We start from the raw sequence: 23006 nt of genomic DNA, 5'->3' as shown, positions 1-23006 counted from the left end.
GGCCAGGGCGGCGCCCCGCGCCGTCAGGGCCCGCCCGCCGGCCGCGGCCGTCCGCCGCATGCGCATCGCAAGGGTGGCGCTCCGAACAAGGGACCGCGCCCGCCGCGTGCTTGACGCTACCGTCCGGCGAAGCATTCGCCCCTGTCCGTTCGTGTCGAGCGAACGGGAGTTGAGAACCCATGACATCTGACGTGACGGCCAATCCCGCTGGTACTGGGCGCCGCATCCTGGTCGATGCCGATGCCTGCCCGGTCAAGGACGAGATCTACAAAGTCGCCTGGCGGCTCGAGGTCCCGGTCTGGGTGGTCAGCAACAGCCATCTCCGCGTCCCCGCGCACCCACTCATCACGCGCATCGTCGTTAGCGACGGGTTCGACGCCGCCGACGACTGGATCGCCGAGGTCGCCGGCCCGAGTGCTGTCGTGATCACTGCCGACATCCTTCTCGCCGACCGCGCGCTCAAGGCGGGCGCGCAAGTGCTCTCCCCCACCGGCAAACCGTTCACGACGAGCTCGATCGGTGCGGCGATCGCGACGCGGGCGATCATGGCCGATCTGCGCGCGGGCGGCGATCAGATCGGCGGGCCGGCCGCATTCACCAAGGCCGATCGCTCGCGCTTCCTGCAGGCGCTTGACGCCGCGCTGGTCCGGGCGCGTTAATCGAGCCATGGATCTCGACGACCGCCTGCGCCATTATTTCGGCACCGCCGACATGGCCACGCTGACCCCTGCTTCGTTCGAGGCGGGGACCGAGCGGATGCGGGTCGAGCTGGGCCTGGAAAAGGACCGCCCGCGGCGCTTCGCCTTGTGGACCTTGATGTACATGCTCGGCGTCGCGCCCGACCTCGATGTCGCGTTCAAGGACGAGGCGGATCGCAACGCCGCGCGCAATTTCATGGATATGGCCGACAAGGCCGAAGGCTGACCAACTATTCTCCCCTCCCGCTTGCGGGAGGGATTTAGCACCTCGCGCGTGCCCGCGAGGAGCGGTCCGCAGAAAGCATCTTGATCGGCGCACCCTTCGGGAGCCTTTTGTCGACCATGGATCAACCGCGCGAAATCGAGTTGAAGCTCGAATTCGATCCAGCCGACCGCGATCGACTGGATGCGTCGACGGCGTTCGCCGGCGCGGATGCCAACGTCGAGTATCTCGTGGCAACCTATTTCGACACGCCGGACCGCGAGGTGCGCGAGGCCGGCTATGCGCTGCGCATCCGACGCGAAGGCGGGACGCAGGTTCAGACAGTCAAGAGCGAGGGCGCCGCGGCCGGACTGTTCGTGCGCGGGGAATGGGAGCACGACGTGCGCGGCGACCGGCCGGTACTCGATGCTCGCAGCGGCCCGTTGGCGCAGATCATCGGGCGCGACGCGGCGGCGCGCCTCGAGCGGGTGTTCGTGACCGACGTCCGGCGCGCGACCCGTGCACTCGATGCTGGCGGCGCGCGTTTCGCCTGTGCGATCGACCAAGGCGAGGTCCGCGCGGGCGATCGGCGCCTGTCGCTGTGCGAAGTTGAATTGGAGCTGGAGAGTGGTTCGGCGCAGGCATTGTTCGACGTCGCGCGCCGCTTGGACGAGGCGGCACCACTCCGCCTCTCCGCTTTGTCGAAGGCCGAGCGCGGCTATCTGCTGGCCGAAGGCGAAGTCGACCTTCCGGCCAGGAGCGAACCGATCACGATCGACCCGAACTGCACGCCGTCTGAGGCTTTTCGGGTCATCGCCCGATCCTGCCTGAAGCAGTTCCGCTGCAACGAGGACATCGTGTTGCGAACCGGCGCGCCCGAGCCGCTGCATCAGGCGCGAGTCGGGTTGCGCCGGTTGCGTACCGCGTTCTCGCTGTTCAAGCCGCTGATCGCCGGCGACGATCGGGGCGACCTGCTGCGCGTCGAGCTGCGCTGGCTTGCCGTCGAACTCGGGGAGGTGCGCAATCTCGACGCGCTGATCGAGCGCGGGAGCCATAAATTGCGCGAGCGGTTGGTCGTCGCGCGCGATTCGTGTTTCGACCATGTCCGGACTGAGCTCGCGTCAGCGCGAGCCCGCCTGCTGATGCTCGACCTGACCGAATGGCTGTCGTTCGGCGACTGGTGTTCGGCTCCGGCGGACACCGCGATACTGCACGGCGATATCGAGCCGTTCGCGGCCGATCTGCTCGAGCAGCGGCGGCGCCAGCTCAAGCGGCGCGGCAAGGGGCTGGCCGGACTCGATGACCAACATCGCCACAAGGCGCGGATCGCCACCAAGAAGCTGCGCTATGCGACGCAGTTCTTCGCCTCGCTCTATCGCACCGGCAAGGCGCGGCGCCGCTACGAGCCGTTTCTGGAAGCACTGGAGACGTTGCAGGACAAGCTCGGCGAGCTCAACGACCTGGTCGTCGCGCCCCGAATCCTGGCGTCGCTCGGGATCGACGCCAAACCGCCGGGGAGCGGTAAGCGCGAGCAGCTGCTCCGCCAGGCCGAGCAAGCCTATGACGCCCTGATTGACGCCAAACGTTTCTGGCGCTGAGCGCCGACGGTGGGCCAAAGCGGGCGAGAACGACACGATCGCCGGCAAGACGACATGCATGATCACGTGGTCTCTGGCGAAGGGCTGACCTAAGCTCCCCTCCCGCTTGCGGGAGGGGATGAGGGAGGGCATGTCGAAGGCGGCGCTAGAGAAACACGCCCTCCCCTAGCCCCTCCCGCAAGCGGGAGGGGAATCTGGCATGGCGCCCCCTACCCCGCTACAGCACCGCCGATGATCCGCCTGACCGACCTTGCACTGCCGCTCGACCATCCCGCCGAAGCGCTTCCCGCCGCGATCTGCGCGCGGCTGGGGATCAATGCGGACGAGCTACTGAGCTTCGAGATCGCCCGGCGCGGCAACGATGCGCGGCGCAAGAATGCGATCATGCTGATCTATGCGATCGACCTGACCGTGCACGACGAAGCGGCATTGCTCGCGCGCTTCGCCGACGATCGCAATGTCCGGCCCAGCCCCGATACGGCCTATCGCCCGATCGCCCGCGCCACCGGCAGGGGCCTGCGCCCCGTCGTCATCGGCACCGGCCCGTGCGGTCTGCTCGCCGCGCTCATCCTGGCGCAGATGGGCTTCCGCCCGATCATCCTCGAGCGCGGCAAGGTCGTACGCGAGCGGACAAAGGACACCTGGGGCCTGTGGCGCAGATCCGTGCTCAACCCCGAAAGCAACGTCCAGTTCGGCGAAGGCGGCGCGGGCACCTTTTCCGACGGCAAGCTCTACAGCCGGATCAAGGACCGCCGCCATCTCGACCGCAAGGTGCTGACCGAGTTCGTCAAGGCCGGGGCTCCGGAGGAAATCCTGACCGAGGCGCACCCGCATATCGGCACCTTCCGGCTGGTGACGATGGTCGAGAGCATCCGCGCGACGATCGAGCAGCTAGGCGGCGAATACCGCTTCGGCACTCGCGTCGACGGTGTCGATATCTCCACCGACGCGGCCGGACAGCGCCAAATCCGCGGCCTTCACCTCCATGACGGCGAATATCTCGAGGCCGACCGCGTCGTGCTGGCGATCGGTCACAGCGCGCGCGACACGTTCGCGATGCTGCAGGCGGCGGGCGTGTTCGTCGAGGCCAAACCCTTCTCGCTCGGCGTGCGCATCGAGCATCCGCAATCGTGGATCGACAAAGCGCGCTTCGGTCCCAGCGCGGGCAATCCGATCCTCGGCGCGGCCGAATATCATATCTCGCACCACGCCTCGAACGGGCGTGCAGTCTACAGTTTCTGCATGTGCCCGGGCGGCACCGTGGTGGCGGCGACATCCGAAATCGGCCGCGTCGCGACCAACGGCATGAGCCAATATTCGCGCAACGAGCGCAACGCCAATTCGGGTCTGGTCGTCGCGATCGATCCGGAGCGCGACTATCCCGGCGATCCGCTCGCGGGGATCGCGCTGCAACGCCATTGGGAAGAGCGCGCATTCGTCGCGGGCGGCTCCAACTACAAGGCACCGGCGCAGAAGCTCGGCGACTTCCTGGCCGGGCGGCCGTCGCAGGAACTGGGCGAGGTCGTCCCCTCCTATCGCCCCGGCGTGCAGCTCACCGACCTCAGCCAATGCCTGCCCGATTTCGCGGTGAGCGCGATGCGCGAGGCGCTGCCGGTATTCGGCCGCCAGATCCCGGGATACGACCATCCCGACGTGCTGATGACCGGGGTGGAGACGCGGACGTCGTCGCCGGTGCGCTTCACCCGCGGCAAGGACTTTCAGAGCCTGAACACCGCCGGCCTGTTCCCGGCGGGCGAAGGCGCGGGCTATGCCGGCGGCATCCTGTCGGCGGCGGTCGACGGCATCAAGGTCGCTGAGGCTGTGGCGCTGAGCTTGGGTGGCGAGCGGGCGGATGTTGTGGGGGCGGCCGTGGCTTAGGCACTTTAGTCATGCCGGGCTCGTCCCGGCATCCACTGCGCTGCTAAGCTCCGCCCTAGGGCTTCTTCTCCCACGCTTGCGGCACGGTGGACCCCGGCACAAGGCCGGGGTGACGATGGGAATTGGGCGAAAACCTGGACTACGCACTCAACTCGCCGCTCCCGAATATTGTAAATCGGACCGCTGTGGACCAAAGGCGCCCAATGCCGCGCCTGATCCTGTTCAACAAACCCTATGGCGTACTGTGCCAGTTCACCGATCGCGGTACCGAGGGATCGACGCGCCCTACCCTCTCCGCGTTCATCGACGTGGCGGGAGTCTATCCTGCCGGGCGGCTCGACCTCGACAGCGAGGGGCTGTTGCTGCTGACCGATGACGGCCGGCTGCAATCGCGGATCGCCGACCCGAAATTCAAGACGGCCAAGACCTATCTCGCCCAGCTCGAAGGCGACGTGACCGACGGCGCGCTGGCGACCTTGGGGAGCGGCGTGCGGCTGAAGGACGGCATCACGCGCCCGGCCGAGGCCGAACGCATCCCGGCCCCCGATCTATGGCTGCGCGACCCCCCGATCCGTTTCCGCAAGAACATACCCGATGGCTGGATTCGCCTGACGATCCGCGAAGGCCGCAACCGCCAGGTCCGCCGCATGACCGCGGCGGTTGGCCACCCGACGCTCCGGCTGGTGCGGTGGAGCATCGGCGACTGGTCGCTCGACGGCATCGCGCCGGGGGAATGGCGATCGCTGGACGTGTGAAGCTATTCTTCGACGGCGGCTGGCGGCCGGCGTCGGGGATGGAAACCGCGGTGGTCGTGCAAGGGCGCGACTATGTGCGACAGGGTCTCGGGCCTGGGTCGGCGATGGACGCGGAATGGTTGGCGTTGTTGCACGCGGTGGAGCTGGCCGGGGAACTTGGCTTGCACGAAGCGGTGTTCCTGGGGGATTCGCTGGCGGTCGTCGGTCAGGCCAATGGCACGGTCAGATGCCCGCGCGATCACATCCATCACCTCCAGGCCCTGGCCTCGTCGCAATCGCGGCTGGGCAAGCTGCAGATTCGTCACGTGAAGCGATCGCAGAACCTGGCCGGCGTCGCGCTTGCCCGGCTGCACGGACGGTAATCGGCGACCAATATCCCTTTATTTAAGTAAATTAGTTACGAAAAAAGCCATCGTCCTATTTTCTTGTTGCAAATGGTCGATCGCTTGCGCAGCTTACGAATCGACAGGGCGGCGACAAGCCCCGTCTCGCAGGAGAGGCCTCACCTAAAAGGGAGGGTCGCTCTTGACTGCTTCACAAGGCGTTTGGCTGATTCCGTTGCTCGCGCTGTTATGCGCCGGACTGATCGCGGGTTTTGCCGCCGGCATTTTTGGTATTGGTGGGGGGTTCATCGTCGTTCCGGCGCTGATGCTGGTCCTGCCGTTATTGGGCGGCGACAAGCATCAATATGCGCACGTCGCGATCGGCACGTCAGCCGCGACGATCATTCTCACATCGCTCAGATCCTTGCGATCGCATGCCAAGCGCGGCGCAGTCGAATTCGAGATTCTGCGCGCCTGGGCGCCATGGCTGATCTTCGGCGATGCCGTCGGGGTCGTCCTTGCCAGCCATGTCGATGGGCATGTCCTGCTGATGATCTTCGCCATCGGCGTGCTGCTGATGTCGCTCAACTTTCTGGTGCCGCGCTTCAGCGATCACGTCATCTCGGATTCGATGCCTGGCCTGGCGCCGCGCGTCGCGATTGCCGGCGGGCTCGGCACCTTTTCCTCGCTGCTCGGGATTGGCGGCGGCACGATCGCGATCATGGTGATGACGCTGCATGGCCGCTCGATCCATCGCGCGATCGCGACCGCGTCGGGCATTGGCGCGCTGATCGCGATCCCCAGCGCGATCGGCTTCGCGATCATCGGCTTTCGCGAGCATGGCCTGCCCTGGGGATCGCTCGGCTATGTCAACCTGCCGGCGACGGTGGTGATCGCCTCGATGTCGGTGCTGACGGCGCCGCTTGGCGTGGCCGCGGCGCACAGCCTGCCGGCCGGACCGCTCAAGCGCGTATTCGGCCTCTATCTCATCTTCATTTCGATCGTGATGCTGAGGAACGCGATAAAATTCTGACAACGGCGACTGGTCGATGGGACCGACCAACGCGAACAGGGAGACAGACAAGATGATCGACAAAGAAACCGTCATTGACACCGTTCTGAACGAGGAATCGGCCGATGACCTGCTCAGCCGCGGTTATGCCCGCCGCGACCTTGCCCGCATCGCCGCGATCTTCGGCGTCGGCGCAATGGCGGCGGCGAGCGGCCGGCCCGCCTGGGCATCGGCCGGCGTGCCCGATCCCGCCCCGACGGCAAAGACGCGGATCGGCGCCAACGAATGCTGGACCGGGCCGCTCGCCCCCGGCCAGGCGGCGGCGGCGAAGATGATCGCGCAAGGCAATCGCTATTCCCCGCACGCCGAGCGCAACGATTTCATCAAGGCGGTGATGTCGGTCGAGGGCGTGCCGTTCGACCATGTCGCCCCCTGGCCCGGATCGAGCGACCCCCTGTCGCGCGCGGTGGTGACCTATTGCTCGCCGACCAAGGGTCTGGTCACCGCCGATCCGACCTTCGAGCTCGCCGGGCGCACCGCGGCGTGGCTCGGCGCACCGGTCAAGGCGGTGCCGCTGACCCCCGATTTCCGCCACGACGTGAAGGCGATGCTGGCCGCGGACCCCAATGCCGGGCTTTATTATATCTGCACGCCCAACAACCCGACCGGGACGATCACGCCGCTCGCCGATATCGAATGGCTGATCCAGAACAAGCCGGCCGGATCGATGGTGTTGATCGACGAGGCCTATACGCATTTCGCCGGCGTGCCGGTGGCGTCACCCTTCGCGGTCAAATATCCCGACGTCATCGTCATGCGGACCTTTTCGAAGATCTTCGGCATGGCCGGAATGCGGATGGGCTATATCATGACCCAGCCCGCCAATATCACCAAGATGATGCGCTATGACGGCGGCATGCAGTCGGGCGCATTGCCGCTCCCCTCTCTGGTCTGCGCGACCGCCAGCCTCACCGCCGCGCCGCTGATCGCGCAACGCCGCGCCCAGATGCAGGCGGCGCGCGCCTTCGCCGTCGATCATGTCAAGAAACGCGGGTTGAAGGTCATCCCGACCGAGGCGAACATGTTCATGATCGACTGGAAGACCAAGCCGGCCAAGGACATGCAGGCCGCGTTCAGGACGCAGAGCGTGGAGATCGGCCGATCCTGGCCGATCTGGCCCAGCGTGTCGCGCGTCACCGTCGGATCGATGGCCGAGATGGCCGCTTTCTGCACCGCTTTGGACAAGGTCTGGACCGCCTGACGATGCGGCTCACGCCGTTCCTTACACTGTTTACACGACTGGGCAGCGGCTCCCCCGCGTCCAACGCGGCCGCGCGCCCAGTCGCATTTTCCATATCCACCGCTGCCGCGCCCCGTTGGGCCAGGCGGCCAATCCGTTCGCGTCGCGGCGATCCAGGACAAGCAACGTCCGCCGGCGCTTCACGAACGGCACTGAGCGGGAGGGGTGTCTGAAGGCTTTCTGTTGAAAGGGGCCTTCAATGAAAAGATCGGTATCTATTACGGCACTGGCACTCGGCATCTTGTGGGCGGCCGGGGCACAGGCCAGAACAGCTGACACTCCCGCCGACAAGACGGCGGATGTGACGGCTGACAAGGCGGCAACCGCGCCGCCCGCGGACGCACCTGGCGATCCCCAGGCAGCCACGCTTCCCGCGGCAACGGCGGTGAGTGGCCAAGCCAGCGACGAGATCATCGTCACCGGCACCCGCGTCGTCGGCACTACGGCGGCGGAAAGCTCCGCGCCGATCAAGGTCCTGGACGCGGCGACGCTGAGCCGCGTCGGTCAGCCCAATCTCAACCAGGTGCTGACCCAGCTCGTCCCGTCGTTCAACGCCCAGGCGTTCGGCGGCGACACCGCGAATCTGACGCTGTCGGCGCGACTTCGCGGCCTCAGCCCCAATCACACATTGGTACTGGTCAACGGCAAGCGGCGGCATGGCACCGCCAACCTCGCCGTCCTCGGCGGCCCCTATCAGGGCGCGGCGGCGGCCGATCTCGACCTCATCACTCCCGCCTCGGTCAAGCGCATCGAAGTGCTCGAACAGGGCGCCGCCGCGCAATATGGCTCGGACGCGATCGCCGGCGTCATCAACATCATCCTGAAGGACGATACCAGCGGCGGCGAAGCGATCGCCACTGGCGGTTCCTATTACGATACCGGCGGCGAGACCTGGGCCGGCAGTTTCACCATGGGCACCAAGATCGGCGAGAACGGGTTCCTCGACCTCACCTTCTTCCACCGCTTCCACGCGTTCAGCCAGGTCGGCGGCCTGGATCGCCGCGTGACCGATTCCAACGGCGTGCTGCGCACCAACCTCTCGGCGGCGCAACAGGCTCTCTACGCCGGGATTCCCGGCTTTCCCTATGTCAACCGGATCAACGGCGATGCGCGCTCGCACCTGACCAATTTGCAGTACAATGCCGGCTACGATTTCGGCGACGTCCAGGTCTACAGCTTCGGCAGCTATTCGAAGCGCATTGCGTCGGCGTATGAGAATCTGCGCGTGCCCGACCGCATCATCGCCTCGCCGGTGCTCGGCGTCGGCGGAACGCTCGGCGCGCCGGGCTCGATCGTCTACGATCCCGATGGCGACACCCCGCCCAACGGCTTCAACCCGCGCGAGGGCATTCGCGAGGACGATTATTCGGTGACCGGCGGCATCAAGGGCGACCTGAACGGCTTCCGATGGGATCTCAGCGCGACTTATGGGCAGGACAAGAACCTGATCTACACGCTCGATTCGGCCAACCGCTCGCTGTTCATCGACACCCATTTCACGCCCACCGATTTCTATGACGGGCTGTTCAAGGCGACCGAATGGACGATCAACGCGGATTTCTCGAAGGAAGTCGATCTCGGCCTCGCCCATCCGCTCAACATCGCGTTCGGCGGCGAATATCGGCGCAATATCTATGAGATCGGATCGGGCGATCCGGGCTCGATCTACAAGGAGGGCGGACAATCCTATCCCGGCTTCCGGCCGTCCGATGCGGGCAAGCATAGCCGGCACAATTGGGCCGGCTATCTCGATTTGTCGGCCGAGCCGGTCGACGGGCTGAAGCTCGATGCCGCGCTGCGCTACGAGGATTATTCGGACTTCGGCTCGACCTGGACCTGGAAAGCGACCGGCCGCTACGATTTCAGCCCGGCGGTGGCGATCCGCGGCACGGTCTCGACCGGCTTCCGCGCGCCGACTTTGGCCGAAAGCTATTATTCGGCGACCAACGTTTCGCCGACCTCGGCCTTCGTCCAGCTTCCGGCCAACTCGGCCGCGGCCAAATTGCTCGGCTTCAGCAACCTCGGTCCGGAAAAGTCGACCAACTATAGCGCCGGATTCGTGTTCAGGCCGGCATCGCGGCTGGTGATCACGCTCGATGCCTATCAGGTGAAGATCCGCAACCGCATTCTCGGCACCGGATCGATCTTCGGCAGCGGCGGCGCGATCAATTTCCCGGTGGTGACGCAGGCGATCGTCGCCAACGGCAACGTGCTCGACCCGACCGTCAGCCAGACCGGCATCAACATCTTCACCAACGGCGCGGACACGCGGACGCGCGGCGTCGATGTCGTGCTGACCTATTTCAGCGACTTCGGCGATGCCGGCAAGGTCGATTGGACGATTTCGGGGACCTATAACGAGACCAAGGCGACACGGATCGGGCTCGCCCCGACCCAGCTCACGCCCTCCGGTGGCACGACGCCGATCGCCTTGTTCGACAAATCGGCGATCTCCAATCTGGAAACCGCATCGCCCAAGGTGAAGATCGTCGGGTCGGCAGCCTATAAGCTCGGCGCCTTCTCCTCGACCCTGCGCGGGACATTGTTCGGCAAGAGCTCGTCCTATGCCTCGCCCGATGGCGGCACCTATTACAAACAGGACATCGGCACCGCGTTTATCGTTGATCTCGACGCCAGCTATACGATCGCCCACACGGTCACGCTGACGATCGGCGCCAACAATCTGTTCAACAAGAAGCCGCCGACGGTCGCGCTGGTACCGGGCACGACCAACTTCACCCTGGTGAATGGCGGCAACGTCATCGACTCGCCGCTGACCTTCTCGCCCTACGGGATCAATGGCGGCTATTATTACGGCAAGATCTCTGTGAAGTTCTGATGTGAAGACGAGCCGTCCGGGGCGCCGGGCGGCTCGTCGAGTTTGGCGGCGCAGCTGCCAGTCCCTCAATTGGACAGGGCAATCGCATATGGAGCGGGAAGGTATAATCGACGGCCCGAACCGTCATGCCGGCCTCGTGCCGGCATCCACCAGGCCTCTTGACGCGAAGCTTGAGCATCGAGCCCTCAGCCTGCCTCCCGGTGGACCCCGGCACAAGGCCGGGGTGACGTAGGGAAAAAATCGCCTGAAGCTCTTCAAGCGCGGTATTTTCTGGCCAGTTATGGCAATGGGACGAAGCGAAGACCGCTCCCCTCCTGACCAAATACCCCATATATGCGATTGCCCTGCCCAATTGGGCAACAGAGTCGCAATTCAGCCCCGCCGACCTATCTCCAGGCCATGGAGATCACCGAAGACGACATCGCCAAACTCGTTCCCGCTTTCTATGCGCGCGTCCGGGAGGATGCGGTGCTCGGCCCGATCTTCAACGGCGCGATCGAGGACTGGCCGCGTCACCTCGCCAAGCTCCAGGCATTCTGGTCGTCGGTGCTGCTGACCAGCGGCCGCTACAAGGGCCAGCCCATGGTCGCCCATGTCCGCCATGAGCCGCATATGACCGCAGACAATTTCGCGCGCTGGCTCGCTTTGTGGCGCCAGACGAGCACCGAGGTGCTCGCGCCCGAGGCGGCCGCCCTTTTCCAGGAAAAGGCGGACCGGATTGCCGAAAGCCTGCAATTGGGCGTCCAGTTCTACCGGGACCGAAACGCCGCGTGATCGCTGCGCTTTAGGAACAGGATCGCTGCGGAAATGGCGAAGTAGAAGGCGCCGAACGCCGCGTAGGGCGCGACATCGGCGACGGTCAGGCTCGCGGTCGCATCGGTCGCTTTCTTCACGAACACTACGCCGGCCAAGGCGGATTGCCCGCCGCTCAGGATCATCGGCCATTGTGCGCCCGAGCTGCGCCAGCGACGAACGGCAGTGGTCAATTGAAGAATACCGGCAAGCCCGGCCCAAATGCCGATGATGGCGATCACGATATGGAAATCGCGCGTGGCCGCAACCGCGACCGCGAGCGTGACGATCGCGCTCACGATGACATTCAGCATCTGGGTAGGATTGGCGCGAAGGCCGCCATTGCCCTTCGCATCGATATAATTGGCGAGGCTGTCCCATGCGGGATAGGCGATGATCAGCCCGATGCCGAGCGGCGGATGCGCCTTGCCAATGGTAAACGCCAGGGCGACCCATAAGGTCGATACGAGAGCTCGGATGGCATAATAGCCCGTGAGCCCGTTACGGTTGGAGGTCGAGATATCGGCAGTCATGGTCATGACAGGTTTCTTTCCATGCGAATGGTGAATGGGCACGCGGCCGGCCCCGGAGCCTCGGAGCTCCGACGGTGTGTGTTCCGCGCCTCGCGAGGAGGGTCGCCTTAGGGAGTTGAAGGGCTCGCGGCGGAGGTGAAGCTGGTCGAGCGCGAGAGCGCATCCCAGGCGGTGATTTCGGCCTTCATCTGATCGAGCTTCTGGTCGACCAGCCCCAGTGCATCTTCGCCCAGGAACAGCCGCACCGGCGGGCTCGGCGCGTCGGTCAAGGCAAGCAGCGCTTGCGCCGCCTTGGCCGGATCGCCCGGCTGATTTCCGCTCTTGGCGTGCCGTGCGGCGCGGATCGGATCCATGACGGCGTCATACTCCGCGATGCTGCGGGGAGTGCGATCCATTGACCGGCCGGCCCAGTCGGTACGGAATTGACCGGGAGCGAGCGCCGTCACCCGGATCCCGAAATCCGCCACTTCCTTGCCCAGCGCTTCGGAGATACCTTCAAGCGCGAACTTGCTGCCGCAATAGAAGCTGATGCCGGGCAAGGTGATGAAGCCGCCCATCGACGTAACGTTGACGATATGGCCGCGACGCCGTGCGCGCATGCCCGGCAGCACCGCCTTCATCATCGCGACCGGACCGAACACATTGGCCGCGAACTGGCGCTGGAGGTCGTCCATGGAGGATTCCTCCAACACCCCTTCGTGACCATAGCCGGCATTGTTCACCAACACGTCGATCGGACCGACAATCCGCTCGGCATCGGTCACCGCCGCCGGGATCACGTCGAAGCTGGTCACGTCGAGCACGAGCGGATGCGCGCGACCGGGCGCAAGCGCGGCAAAGGCTTCGGCGTCGCTGTCCCGCCGCACGGTGCCGATCACGCGATGCCCCGCGTCGAGCGCGCCCGCGGCGAAGGCACGCCCGAGGCCCGAGCTGACACCGGTGATGAGGAAAGTCTTGGGCAAGGCAGCCGCCATGGTCTAACTCCAGGCTGAGTTGATAACTATATCATGATATAGATAGTGAGATGGCAAGCGACAAGCCCCAACCTTCTTCAACCGCCGCCAGGGGGGAGCCGCTGCGTCAGCGCGTGATCGACGCGGCGGAGCGCCTGCTCCGCGAGGGCAAGGCCGAGTTCTCGATGCGCGACCTTGCGGCCGAGACCGGAGTCAGCTTCGCAACGCCGTTCAACCAGTTCGGGAGCAAGGCGGCGATCATGCACGCCCTGGCCGAACGGCGCATCGACACGATGGCGAAGCGTTTCGCCGAACAACCACCGCTCCCCAACGCAGCAGACCGCGTGCTGCTCGCCATCGGCATCGCGGCAGCGGGAATGCTGGAGGAGCCGAGGATCAATCGGGCAGTGATGGGCTGGATCGGTACCGCGGGCCCCGTCCCCGGAAAGGCCCTGGCCCATTCCACGGCCTTGTGGCGGCTGGCGCTGGGCGACGGCGAGGGCTTGATCGCAAGCCGACAGGAAGAAGCGCTACGCTGTTTGCCGCGGCAACTCGCCTTCGCCTTTCGCGGCGTGCTGTCCTTCTGGACGTCCGGCGAACTTGCCGATGAAGCGCTCGCCTCGGAAGCGCGACAGGTCGCGAGCGCCTTGTTGCTCGGCTTTACCGACCGGCAGCTATCGGGTGGCCAGGACGCCTGAACCGCGGATCGGGCAGGTCCCGGACCACGAAGACCCGGTCGGTCGTGCCGTCCGAGGAAGCGCTCAGTCCGCCGCGTCGAAGAAGAAATAGTGTTCGATGACTTTCCCGTCCGCAATCCGCGCGACGTCGGCGCCGCTGACGATGACCTGATCGCCGGGACCGCCCGTCCATTGCGCGGTGGCGATGCCATGATGGCCATGGCCACCCGGCAGCACCTTGAAGCTGAAGCCCGGAGGCATGTCGGCAAGGACGCCCTTCACCACGTCTGAGATTGCCTGATGGCCTGTCACCGCGCGCGCCGGCTCAAAGATCTGCGCGTCGCGATGATACAGATCCTCGATCGCCGCGAGCCTCTTCGCCTCGTCATGTTCGCTCCAGACGCGTTCGATCGTGGCATGGAGGATTTCAAGTTCAGGCGATTCCGACATGTCGATCCCCATTCGCTACCAATGCTGACGCACGCCCGCGCAGCCTCAACGTCACCGTGAGGTACGCGACCCGCCATCGCCGCTCAAGTCGACGCGGGGCGTTAGGTGATGATGTGGCCGGCGCTCTGATGGCGGTTGATGCGGGTGGCCCCGATGCCAAGGCCGGCGATGAGCGCGAGGGAGTTTGGTGCATTTGGTAAACTGGCACCGTAATCTACTTCTGTATTCCCTCGGCAGCGTCCATCCTCAGCTTCGGCATACCCGGTACGACGACGTGCTCTGATGCCATCAATTCCTTGATGCGCGAGCCTTCGTACCAAACGACTACGCTTAGTTCCGGAGAATCGCGGAAGGTAAGGATACGGCTCAATGGCGTTGATTTATTGACGTGGCACACCCAAGAAAACTCTAACCAGGTCTTGCCTTCATCATATAGATAAGGCCCGAAACAGCTCTGCATCGCTGCTTTGATCGTCGCAGTGGTGAATGGCGATGGAGAATCGTCGCCGGTGTGAATCACTACCTTGGCGCCCGGTAAAAGCAGCCCCTTGAACGCCGCGCCATTATCGCTTTGCGAGGCGATGAGCGCTTTCTTGAGCTTGTTCCACAGCGGAGTGTTCGGTCCCTCAACAGTGGAAGTCGGAACGCCAATCGTAAACCCGATCGACGGTTTGGATGCATCGGATTGAGCAATCGCTGTCGCCGCAACCAGCAAAGTTCCCAAGCTTAAAACAAATTTGATGGTCTTTGCCACGCTCACTTGCCGCGCTCCCCAAACACGATATCCATCAGCATCTTCTCCAAATTTACGTGTTTGACCATGACGTAGCAGCAGCTTATTCGCAAAAAAATCGTTTCTCAACGTCTGCAACTTGGGCGCTTCCAGGCTGTCCGCTTTTATGAATCTACAGCCTAGAAAAAGGGCGCTCGGCCCGTCGGGCGCGCAGCGCGCGGGCAAGCTCGGTGACGCGGCTCACCAGCAAACGAGCGCGGCGAAAGACCTTGCGGTCTACTGCGTGAAAATCCGGATCGGACGCGACGAACCTGAAACCGCCGGGCACGCGAACCGCGATCCCCACCACTCGTCTTTCTGCTTCGACCACGAAACGGTCCATGGTGCACCTCCTCGATGCGCGCGCGCTCGCGGCCCTTGGGCCGTCGGGAACGTCGCTTCTGTTCAGGGAGCCGGCACAGTCGCCGGCGCGAGGGGGGCCCTAGGTCAGGCGCCTAAAAGGCTGCGCGCCCGCCCAGGGCTGGGAGGCGCTCGGTGCTGCTGCCCGGATGCACTTCGACGTGATGAAGGGAGATCGTCGGGTTCATAGTAGGGATGTGGGGCTTTGGGGGCGTTGGGCAAGGCGCGGGATCGCGCCCTTTTTACGCGCGATCAGCGCGACAAGTTTGGTGCATTTAGTAAACTGGCACCGTAATCCTAGTAAACTGGCACCCTAATCCAAAGCATTTTAATACTAAGCATCCTGGATAAATGATCCCGTACGTAAGTCGTCCCTTATTTTCTTCTCTGCACTACTCAGTGCTTCGTGAAATTGATCGACAATCTTACAAACTCTATCGCTCGGATAGCATCCAAGCTCATACTCCCCTTCGACGGTCTCTTGGGCCACCTCGAATCCCCCCTCATTGGCTCGAGATTTCGCCGACTCAAGTAACCGACGAGCTTCCCCACTTAGACAAGCCGAATACTTCCCTAAAAAGATTCTCAGGTTTTTCTCGTGAGAAAAAAAGCTCTCCGCAATCCTCATTTGTGCATCAGCCCAATCAAGATCAGGTGCCCAAGGCTCCGGAATGATATCGGAGAATAGTCGAAAGAAATCCGCTGCTGCCGTATATTCCCGCTCGAACAACATCTCCTGACGTTTCAAAATGAGCCGATTGCGATCCGCCTCCCGAACGAGGGCGTCCTTATGAGTTTCAAGTTGCTCATCAAACTTTGCTTTTTGTGCTTGGACGATTCTGGAGGAAACAAGGTTACCTACGAAAGCTGCGACTCCAGCCGACACCGTAGCGATTCCGCCAAGCGCTCCGATAACCTTTAGGACATCCGACCAGTCCATCGAAAATCCTCCAAGAACTCACACCACACACCGAGACAATAGCCCTGAGGTTGCTGTACTCGACGACCTAGATTATAATATGAATCTTATCCGGCGTCGTGCAAGCGCTCTACTCCTTTAACTCCTACGAACATCGCTCTAGGAGCAGTTTGGCACCACTACCGCTCAATGTATCCTATCGGCGTTTCGCCGATATACGATGAAAAATCCTTTTCGGTGTTCGGCACGATCACATAGCGCATGGTAAGGGTGTCGCTCGGCGCACCTCGACTGTCGTCCTCAATCCTCAGGACCTGCACCCCGGCATAAAAATCGTTCACGTTGCGGAGGACTGCAATCTCGCCGGTTTTCACTGTGCGAACGCGAGACGTGAAATCGTAAATTGATGCGTCGCTGATCTGCTCGAACTCAGTCGCGCCACGCGCAATCGCAATGCCGTGGATCGAGGGTGGGTCGTTCATCAGATAGATGCCCGCGTTGCTCGCCTTCGACCAATAGGTTTCAAAGGAGGCGGCTCCGCTTCCAATGACGTACCGGCCGTTGAACGCGCTGTAGTCGAAAGTCACCTCGCCTGACATTGCACCGGACGTTGGTGGCGGAACATCGGACGCTTTGCCAGATGTGGACGAAATCCCGATCTTCTCGGCGATCGCGACGGCCAACTCTGTCGGCGTGAAACGGTCAGCGACGAGATATTGCAGCGTGTCGGGCAAGCCAGGGACCTCGGTATAATCGAATCGCACAGGAAGAATGTATTCCCCATCATCCTTCATCTGTCGACTAATGGCCGATCGGCGCTCCCAACGAGTCCAAGCCTTTTCGACATACTCTACCGATATAAACATCACCACAAAATTAGAATCTCGTGAGTAAATCTGGTGGAAATGCTCAGCTCCGTCTTTACCCCACAGCGAGTTAGCTTGAAACTCGTCGTAAAATACCGCAATATGTCTTGCCGAGAGCGCCTTCGCGACTTCGCGCACGTAGGCCCGCTGCTCACCGGCGAAAGACAGCGCGACTTGAAACGGACGCCCTTCGCGATTGGAATGATAAACAAGCCCGGCCGACGGGGAGTTGGATTGCGCGGTAGGATTTGCGGGAAACAGCGCAGCCTTCAGGGCTTCTGCCTGATCGCGAATCTCTTGATCACTCGCCCCGTCCCAGCGCCCAAGGTCCTGTTCGGGAGGAAAATTGGTGCCGTCTCCACGCAGAATGCGGTCCTTCACGACTGCCTCCCGTCGGATAATGCGAGCGAAGCTCGTTAAGAGGCCAGCGCATTGGTCAATGGCCTGAGTGGCCACACTTCGATCATAGCCTTTAACGGCATCCTCTACCCAAACGAACTGGTCGACGATTTCCTTGCGTAAACCTAGCGCAATCGATTGCCAGTAGATGTCGCGGCGGCTGCCCGAGAACCCGATGCGGGCATAACGCGAGTACCGTCCATTGAATTGATCAATCTCGACCGCCTGATCTCCACCGATATGGTGCCATTTGAAGAACCATTCATTTTGGAACCAAGCGCGCCGATCGTTGAGGCGTTGCTGAAAACGCGTTCCGGCGGGTGTCATCACACCCTCGCTCGCTGCGTTTGGTTGCGGTAGTCCGACATCGAATTGACGAAATCGATAGTCGATCTTTTGATAGAGGCTATCGACACGCTTATCGATGACGTCAGTGGCGGTGCCACGCCCGATCAAGCCGAACCATTTCTCGAGATCACACGCCCCTCGCAGGACCGGAATGAGGTCTCGAGTGCGCAAGAGCGCTTGGTCTCGGCACACCTGATAGTCGATCCCTGGCACCGATTTCATGTGCTGCAAGACGGTCAGCGTGTCTGTCAGCGCTCTGTTGAACTCACTCTCGATCAGCGACGCTAGCGCTTTCAACGTCGCGCCAGACCGGAGCAAACCCTTCGCTGCGTTGCGCGCGGTGATCTCTTTCGATTCGTCTCGCGCGCGTGCTGCGGATTCGTCTCGGATAGAATAAAGCCGCGAGAGGAAATCGTTAATCGTCGGAAGTTCGTTGTTGGCCATGCCGACGATATAAACGATCACCAAATGCGAAACACTATATTGAACGCTTCTTTTGACTTAATCCGACGCGGCGTCCCCCAGCTCATGCTGGCCGAGTTGGCACGTAGCGGAGCAACGGGAGTCCGAAGCGATCGGTCCTAGGCATAGAGCCGCGCCATGCCCCAACGACCGGGGCAACAATGTCAAACTAAGGCTTGGAAATAGGCTCCCACCCCGTAACTAATCACTAAATTAGTGCGATCCAATTATCCCTTTCGGACCTTTATTTCCGTCGCGCGCGCAGCTCTAACGCTACAACCAAGACCAACCAAATAGCTACGCACACACAGAAAATCGTCAGCAGCTTCCAATATTGCGCCGACACAGCCGCGGCGGGATCGTCGAGCCAATGGAGGAGAGCCACGTCTTTTACCGAGGTCAGATGATAAGCCTGTTCGGCGCGTGCGATCGCTTTGCGGATATCCTCGTCCGACGATGACACGACGCGCACGCCAGCGCGGGAAGGGCTAGACCAGTCGGAACGGGGCATGTCGGAATTCGGGCCGCTGGTGACCGCCCAGGCCGTGATCGGCCGATCCGATGTCCAGCCGTCTCCGACGATCGGCGCGATGCCTAGTCTGTAGAGTTCGTGGTTGATGCCCTTGGAACCGCCATAAACCGGCAGATCCCAGTCGGCCTGGGTCAATACTCGCCCGTCGGTAAAATAGAAGATAGTGGCTGCCGGATAGTCGGCCGCCTGATCCACGCGGATGCCGCGAACCGTCGAACCGAACAGCGGTGTCTCGATGGAGGTCGCGCCAATCCCTGCGATCGCGCATAACACCAGTCCGCTGAACGCCAGGAAAAAGCTGTCCCGCAACAGCAGCAGAAAACCCAATCCGGCGATCACCGACACGATCATCGCCGGCATCCAACCGCCCGCATTTGTCAGGATCGCGCTCGTCGCGATGGTGATAGCGAACAGCGGAACCGCGATGATGACCGGGCGCAAGTTTGCGAAGCCTATTCGACTTTGATGGCTGGTCGAAGTGGAGGCGCGTGGCATGGTCGCCGGATAGACTAGCAGTCCTGGCCCCGTCCGAAAGACAGCTTTCGCGTTTTACATGCCGGCCCCGAATGCCATAATCGGGATGCATGGCAGTCGCCCGGCGGCGCCCCAGTCGCCGCTGGCCCGATTGACTTCCCCGCAAATCCCCGTATAGGCGCGCCCTCGCAGGCGGGCTTTGGCCCTCCCCTGCGTTACCGTCCGAGACAGCAGGTGCGGGTTTCCCGCTTAATGTCCTGCCTAGACGGGGAATGGAATTTTGCCCGCTCGCGGTTCGCCGTGTCGGGACTGCCGCTCTCCATGAAGACAGCGGCCGGCGCCATGCCCCATCGACGGAGAATTGGCCATGCGGGTCCGCCCGCAGGGTCGCTTTGAACCGGGCCGTTCGCCGTCAGGCGTGCGGTCCACAACGTGGAGAATGGCATGGATCGTGGTCAAAAGGCCGCAGCCGTCGCCGAGCTCAAGCAGACCTTCTCCGAGGTCGGCGTGGTGGTCGTCACCCGCAACCTCGGCCTGACCGTCGCCCAGTCGACGCAGCTCAGGACGAAGATGCGTGAGGCCGGTGCCAGCTATAAGGTCTCGAAGAACAAGCTTGCCAAGATCGCGCTGGATGGCACCGACTATCTCTCGCTGGGCGATATGCTCACGGGTCCGGTCGGTCTCGCCACTTCCATCGACCCGGTCGCCGCCGCCAAGGTGGTTGTCGACTTCGCCAAGACGACCGACAAGATCGAGATCGTTGGTGGCGCGATGGGCGCGACGGCTCTCAACGTCGAAGGCGTGAAGGCTCTGGCCACATTGCCGTCGCTGGATGAACTGCGTGCGAAGATCGTCGGCCTGGTCCAGGCTCCGGCGCAAAAGCTCGCCAGCATCACCCAGGCGCCGGCCGGCCAGCTGGCTCGCGTGTTTGGCGCCTATGGGGCCAAGGAAGCCGCTTGACGACTTTGGTCGTCACCCCGGCGCAGGCCGGGGTCGCCGGCCGCAAACGTACACTTGTTGATAACGGCCCCGGCCTCCGCCGGGGCGACGTAAATTTTGGAGAATATACATGGCAGACCTGAACGCGCTGGTTGACCAGCTGAGCGAACTGACCGTCCTCGAGGCCGCTGAGCTCTCGAAGCTGCTCGAAGAGAAGTGGGGCGTTTCCGCCGCCGCCGCGGTTGCGGTTGCGGCTCCGGGTGGTGGCGGTGCCGCTGCTCCGGCCGAAGAAGCCAAGACCGAATTCGACGTCATCCTGACCGGCGACGGTGGCAAGAAGATCAACGTCATCAAGGAGGTCCGCGCGATCACCGGTCTCGGCCTGACCGAGGCGAAGACGCTGGTCGAGTCGGCTCCGAAGGCCGTCAAGGAAGGCGTGAGCAAGGACGAGGCCGAGAAGGTCAAGAAGCAGCTTGAAGAAGCCGGCGCGACCGTCGAGCTGAAGTAAGCCGCAGCGGGGAAGACGGGACGCCTCCGGCGGCCCGCATCCCCGCAAGGCCGGCCGGCGTGGCTAAAAGCCACGTCCGACGTCATGGGATTTACTCCCATGACGGCCAGCAGAAAAGAAAGGGCGGTCCCAGCGATGGGGCCGCCCTTTTCTTTTTGACTTAGCCCCTCCCCTTCAGGGGAGGGGTTGGGGTGGGGCCTGTCCACTGGCGATGCGCTCGGTGAGACGGATATGCCCCACCCCAACCCCTCCCCTGAAGGGGAGGGGCTTATTTGCCATCGCCAGCCGCTTCGCAAACGCGCTTCACCTAAAGTCTGGATGCGCTTCGCCAGTCGGTGAGCTAGAACTGCCCCCCCGGACGCTCGGAGAGGCGTTCAGCCAGGAGCCCGACCATGATCAAGATGAGCGTCTATTATCCGGCCGATGGCGGCTCGAAGTTCGATCACGATTATTACCGCACCCACCACATGCCGCTGATCCAGGAACGGCTCGGCGATGCCTGCCTGCGCTACGAGATCGAAAAGGGCCTTGCCGGTGGCGAACCTGGAAGCGCGCCCAAGTTCGTCGCGGCATGCCACATCTACTCGCCGACCCTGGTGGCATTCCAGCAGGCGTTCGGCCCCCACCGCGCGGAGATCGTCGCGGACGTCGCCAATTATACGGACATCGCGCCCATCGTGCAGCTCAGCGAAGTCGTTGCCGAGTAGCGAGCTTCGGCGCGTCAGGCGCAGCCGTTGAACCTTGCTCTAGCCGCGGAGCCGCCCGGATGCCCAGCCTGCTCGTGAATATCGACGTCCCGGATATCGACCGAGGCGCGGCTTTCTATACCCAGGCGCTGGGCCTGCGCGTCGGCAGGCGGCTGGGCGCCGGATGCATGGAATTGCTCGGCGCCGAGGTGCCGATCTACCTGCTGGAAAAAAGCGCGGGGACTCGCATCGGCCCGGCCGGCGGCGACACGCGGCGCTATGACAGGCATTGGTCGCCGGTCCATCTCGACCTGGTCGTGAACGACCTGGAAGACGCCGTCATGCGGGCGAAAGCGGCAGGCGCCATCCAGGAAGCCGATATCATCGACGCGCCCTATGGCAGGTTGGCGATGTTCGCCGACCCCTTCGGCCACGGTTTCTGCCTGATCGAATTCAGCGGGCAGGGTTATGACGCCATCGCGGGATCCGACTAGCGCATCAGGGTCCGATTCTGGACCGGGCCGAAGTCGCTGCAATGACGTGCGACGACGTTGCCGCGCAACCTGCGGCTATCGCGTGACTTGCTCGTGTTCCTGCGAAAGCAGGAACCCAGGACCCCAGGCGATTCCCTTCACCATCCTGGGCTCCTGCTTTCGCAGGAGCGCGGTTCACCAGTTTCGGTTCACGCCACGCGGCGCTCAGCCACCTTCGGGTGCATGCGTGGTTCGCCGTCGAGGCGGAATGGGGCGAGCTTGGCCCCTTCCCCGCGGTTGATGCCGATCATGTGCGCTGCGGTGGCGGTGCCGGGGGCGCCGACATTCTCTCCCCAGCGATATTCGGCCTTCATCGCCAGCACCGGCACGAACCAGGGTTTGCCGTCGATCGTCATGACGTTGAGGTTGGCGCGCGGCAGCATCGCGGTGCCCGACAGCTCGACCTGGCCGCCGGCATGGATCTCGAACGGCGCGACTACCGGCTGCTCGACCGGATTGGTGAAGATCGTCTGCAGATCGGCGGCCTGGCGCGCGCTGGCGCTGGTCATATAGATGCCGAAGCGGACGTCGCGGGCATCGCCGCCACCAGTATTGCGGATGACGATACGATATTCGATCGCCGCGCTCATCGACGGATCGGTGCCGGCGCGCTGCGGGATCAGGACGATTTCGAGCTCCGGCTGCAAAGCCTCGAGCGAGCGCGCGGGCGATTGCGGCGCGCGGACGGTGACCAGGCCGGCGGGGAGCGGCGGCGCGGGCGGCTGCGGCGGCGCCTGGAGCCCTTCGGCGATCCGCCGCAGCGGAACCGTGAGCAGGCCGGACGGTGCCGCGGGCGCAGGCTCGGGTATCGGCGCCGGCGCTGGGGCCGGGACCGGCGCGCGGGCAATTGGTGGACGCGGCGGCGCGACGGGCGGCGCCACAGGTGCGGCGACCTCTTCCTCGTAATACTCCTCCTCGCGGCGACGGCGGCCGAACAGGAACCAGCCACCGGCGAGCAAGGCCAGGACCGCCACGCCGATCGCGATCAGCGTGCTGGAAGACCAACCGCCTGAAGGCTGCTCGGCGGGTGCCGCGGCGGTAGCGGTCGGTACCGGGCTGGGCACCGGCTCGGGCGTCGCGGTGGCGGTGGGGGCCGGCGCTCCAGTGGCGGCGGGCGGCGTTGCGGTGGTCGGCGCGGGCGCTGGTTGCGGCGCGGCCGTGCCGGCACGCGGCGTCGTGCGCGGGGTCGGGGTGGCCG

The 23006-nt window shown here is 63.6% G+C and carries 24 protein-coding genes; 15 read left to right on the top strand and 9 right to left on the bottom strand.

Annotation, left to right across the window (positions count from 1 at the left end; translation table 11 throughout):
• The first annotated feature begins 179 nt into the window (after nt 1-179).
• The 10 genes from AC1DRD_RS22530 (at nt 180) to AC1DRD_RS22485 (ending at nt 11379) form a co-directional block, all read left to right on the top strand.
• Complete coding sequence (locus AC1DRD_RS22530; RefSeq protein WP_478043135.1) at nt 180-659, top strand: YaiI/YqxD family protein; 480 nt, start codon at nt 180-182, stop codon at nt 657-659.
• A gap of 7 nt (nt 660-666) precedes the next feature.
• Complete coding sequence (locus AC1DRD_RS22525) at nt 667-924, top strand: hypothetical protein (protein WP_478043134.1); 258 nt, start codon at nt 667-669, stop codon at nt 922-924.
• Nucleotides 925-1040: 116 nt separating this feature from the next.
• Nucleotides 1041-2498: a CYTH and CHAD domain-containing protein gene (locus tag AC1DRD_RS22520; RefSeq protein ID WP_478043133.1), complete on the top strand. Its 1458-nt coding sequence runs from the start codon at nt 1041-1043 to the stop codon at nt 2496-2498.
• Nucleotides 2499-2729: 231 nt separating this feature from the next.
• Nucleotides 2730-4376, top strand: coding sequence for an NAD(P)/FAD-dependent oxidoreductase (locus AC1DRD_RS22515; protein ID WP_478043132.1), 1647 nt, complete (start codon nt 2730-2732; stop codon nt 4374-4376).
• Between the two features lie 203 nt (nt 4377-4579).
• The gene (locus AC1DRD_RS22510; protein ID WP_478043130.1) at nt 4580-5131 is read left to right on the top strand and encodes a pseudouridine synthase; all 552 of its coding nucleotides are present in this window, start codon (nt 4580-4582) and stop codon (nt 5129-5131) included.
• Nucleotides 5110-5493: a reverse transcriptase-like protein gene (locus AC1DRD_RS22505; RefSeq protein WP_478043128.1), complete on the top strand. Its 384-nt coding sequence runs from the start codon at nt 5110-5112 to the stop codon at nt 5491-5493. Before AC1DRD_RS22510 ends, AC1DRD_RS22505 begins: the two co-directional genes overlap by 22 nt.
• Nucleotides 5494-5656: 163 nt before the next feature.
• Nucleotides 5657-6487 (top strand): sulfite exporter TauE/SafE family protein, encoded by an 831-nt coding sequence (locus tag AC1DRD_RS22500; protein ID WP_478032570.1) that lies wholly within the window; start codon nt 5657-5659, stop codon nt 6485-6487.
• Between the two features lie 52 nt (nt 6488-6539).
• Nucleotides 6540-7727 (top strand): pyridoxal phosphate-dependent aminotransferase, encoded by a 1188-nt coding sequence (locus AC1DRD_RS22495; protein WP_478043126.1) that lies wholly within the window; start codon nt 6540-6542, stop codon nt 7725-7727.
• A gap of 238 nt (nt 7728-7965) precedes the next feature.
• Nucleotides 7966-10605, top strand: a complete 2640-nt coding sequence (locus AC1DRD_RS22490; RefSeq protein WP_478043125.1) for a TonB-dependent receptor plug domain-containing protein — start codon at nt 7966-7968, stop codon at nt 10603-10605.
• Between the two features lie 399 nt (nt 10606-11004).
• Nucleotides 11005-11379, top strand: coding sequence for a group III truncated hemoglobin (locus tag AC1DRD_RS22485; protein ID WP_478043124.1), 375 nt, complete (start codon nt 11005-11007; stop codon nt 11377-11379).
• Here the strand turns inward: AC1DRD_RS22485 and AC1DRD_RS22480 are convergent.
• A complete protein-coding gene (locus AC1DRD_RS22480; protein ID WP_478043122.1) occupies nt 11355-11936 on the bottom strand; it encodes a DUF308 domain-containing protein in 582 nt (193 codons plus the stop codon). The two genes, AC1DRD_RS22485 and AC1DRD_RS22480, sit on opposite strands and share 25 nt — an antisense overlap.
• 101 nt (nt 11937-12037) lie before the next feature.
• Nucleotides 12038-12904 (bottom strand): oxidoreductase, encoded by an 867-nt coding sequence (locus AC1DRD_RS22475; protein WP_478043120.1) that lies wholly within the window; start codon nt 12902-12904, stop codon nt 12038-12040.
• A 50-nt stretch (nt 12905-12954) separates the two neighbouring features.
• On the opposite strand from AC1DRD_RS22475, the gene AC1DRD_RS22470 reads away from it, so the two are divergent.
• Nucleotides 12955-13581, top strand: a complete 627-nt coding sequence (locus AC1DRD_RS22470) for a TetR/AcrR family transcriptional regulator (RefSeq protein WP_478043118.1) — start codon at nt 12955-12957, stop codon at nt 13579-13581.
• Nucleotides 13582-13644: 63 nt separating this feature from the next.
• Here the strand turns inward: AC1DRD_RS22470 and AC1DRD_RS22465 are convergent, their stop codons facing one another.
• The 6 genes from AC1DRD_RS22465 to AC1DRD_RS22440 form a co-directional block, all read right to left on the bottom strand.
• Nucleotides 13645-14010 (bottom strand): nuclear transport factor 2 family protein, encoded by a 366-nt coding sequence (locus AC1DRD_RS22465; protein WP_478043117.1) that lies wholly within the window; start codon nt 14008-14010, stop codon nt 13645-13647.
• A 214-nt stretch (nt 14011-14224) separates the two neighbouring features.
• Complete coding sequence (locus tag AC1DRD_RS22460) at nt 14225-14881, bottom strand: hypothetical protein (protein ID WP_478043116.1); 657 nt, start codon at nt 14879-14881, stop codon at nt 14225-14227.
• A 34-nt stretch (nt 14882-14915) separates the two neighbouring features.
• Nucleotides 14916-15125 carry a hypothetical protein gene (locus AC1DRD_RS22455; protein ID WP_478043115.1) on the bottom strand — a complete coding sequence of 70 codons (210 nt, stop codon included), beginning with the start codon at nt 15123-15125 and terminating at the stop codon, nt 14916-14918.
• 351 nt (nt 15126-15476) lie between these two features.
• Nucleotides 15477-16082, bottom strand: a complete 606-nt coding sequence (locus tag AC1DRD_RS22450) for a hypothetical protein (protein WP_478043113.1) — start codon at nt 16080-16082, stop codon at nt 15477-15479.
• A 158-nt stretch (nt 16083-16240) separates the two neighbouring features.
• Nucleotides 16241-18139 carry a TIR domain-containing protein gene (locus AC1DRD_RS22445; protein WP_478043136.1) on the bottom strand — a complete coding sequence of 633 codons (1899 nt, stop codon included), beginning with the start codon at nt 18137-18139 and terminating at the stop codon, nt 16241-16243.
• Nucleotides 18140-18380: 241 nt separating this feature from the next.
• Nucleotides 18381-19109, bottom strand: coding sequence for a hypothetical protein (locus AC1DRD_RS22440; RefSeq protein ID WP_478043112.1), 729 nt, complete (start codon nt 19107-19109; stop codon nt 18381-18383).
• 477 nt (nt 19110-19586) lie between these two features.
• On the opposite strand from AC1DRD_RS22440, the gene rplJ reads away from it, so the two are divergent.
• From rplJ to AC1DRD_RS22420, 4 genes are all read left to right on the top strand, one after another.
• Nucleotides 19587-20102, top strand: coding sequence for a 50S ribosomal protein L10 (gene rplJ / locus AC1DRD_RS22435; RefSeq protein ID WP_066822620.1), 516 nt, complete (start codon nt 19587-19589; stop codon nt 20100-20102).
• A 109-nt stretch (nt 20103-20211) separates the two neighbouring features.
• Nucleotides 20212-20589, top strand: coding sequence for a 50S ribosomal protein L7/L12 (gene rplL / locus AC1DRD_RS22430; protein WP_478043110.1), 378 nt, complete (start codon nt 20212-20214; stop codon nt 20587-20589).
• 392 nt (nt 20590-20981) lie between these two features.
• Nucleotides 20982-21296: an EthD family reductase gene (locus AC1DRD_RS22425; protein WP_478032272.1), complete on the top strand. Its 315-nt coding sequence runs from the start codon at nt 20982-20984 to the stop codon at nt 21294-21296.
• A 59-nt stretch (nt 21297-21355) separates the two neighbouring features.
• Nucleotides 21356-21769: a VOC family protein gene (locus AC1DRD_RS22420; RefSeq protein WP_478043108.1), complete on the top strand. Its 414-nt coding sequence runs from the start codon at nt 21356-21358 to the stop codon at nt 21767-21769.
• A 188-nt stretch (nt 21770-21957) separates the two neighbouring features.
• Here AC1DRD_RS22420 and AC1DRD_RS22415 read toward each other — a convergent pair.
• Nucleotides 21958-23006: LPXTG cell wall anchor domain-containing protein (locus AC1DRD_RS22415; RefSeq protein WP_478043106.1), on the bottom strand; the 1049-nt coding region annotated here is incomplete at its 5' end.

Source organism: Sphingomonas sp. P4_G2, assembly GCF_056401155.1.
This window is presented reverse-complemented; position numbering and strand designations above follow the sequence as displayed.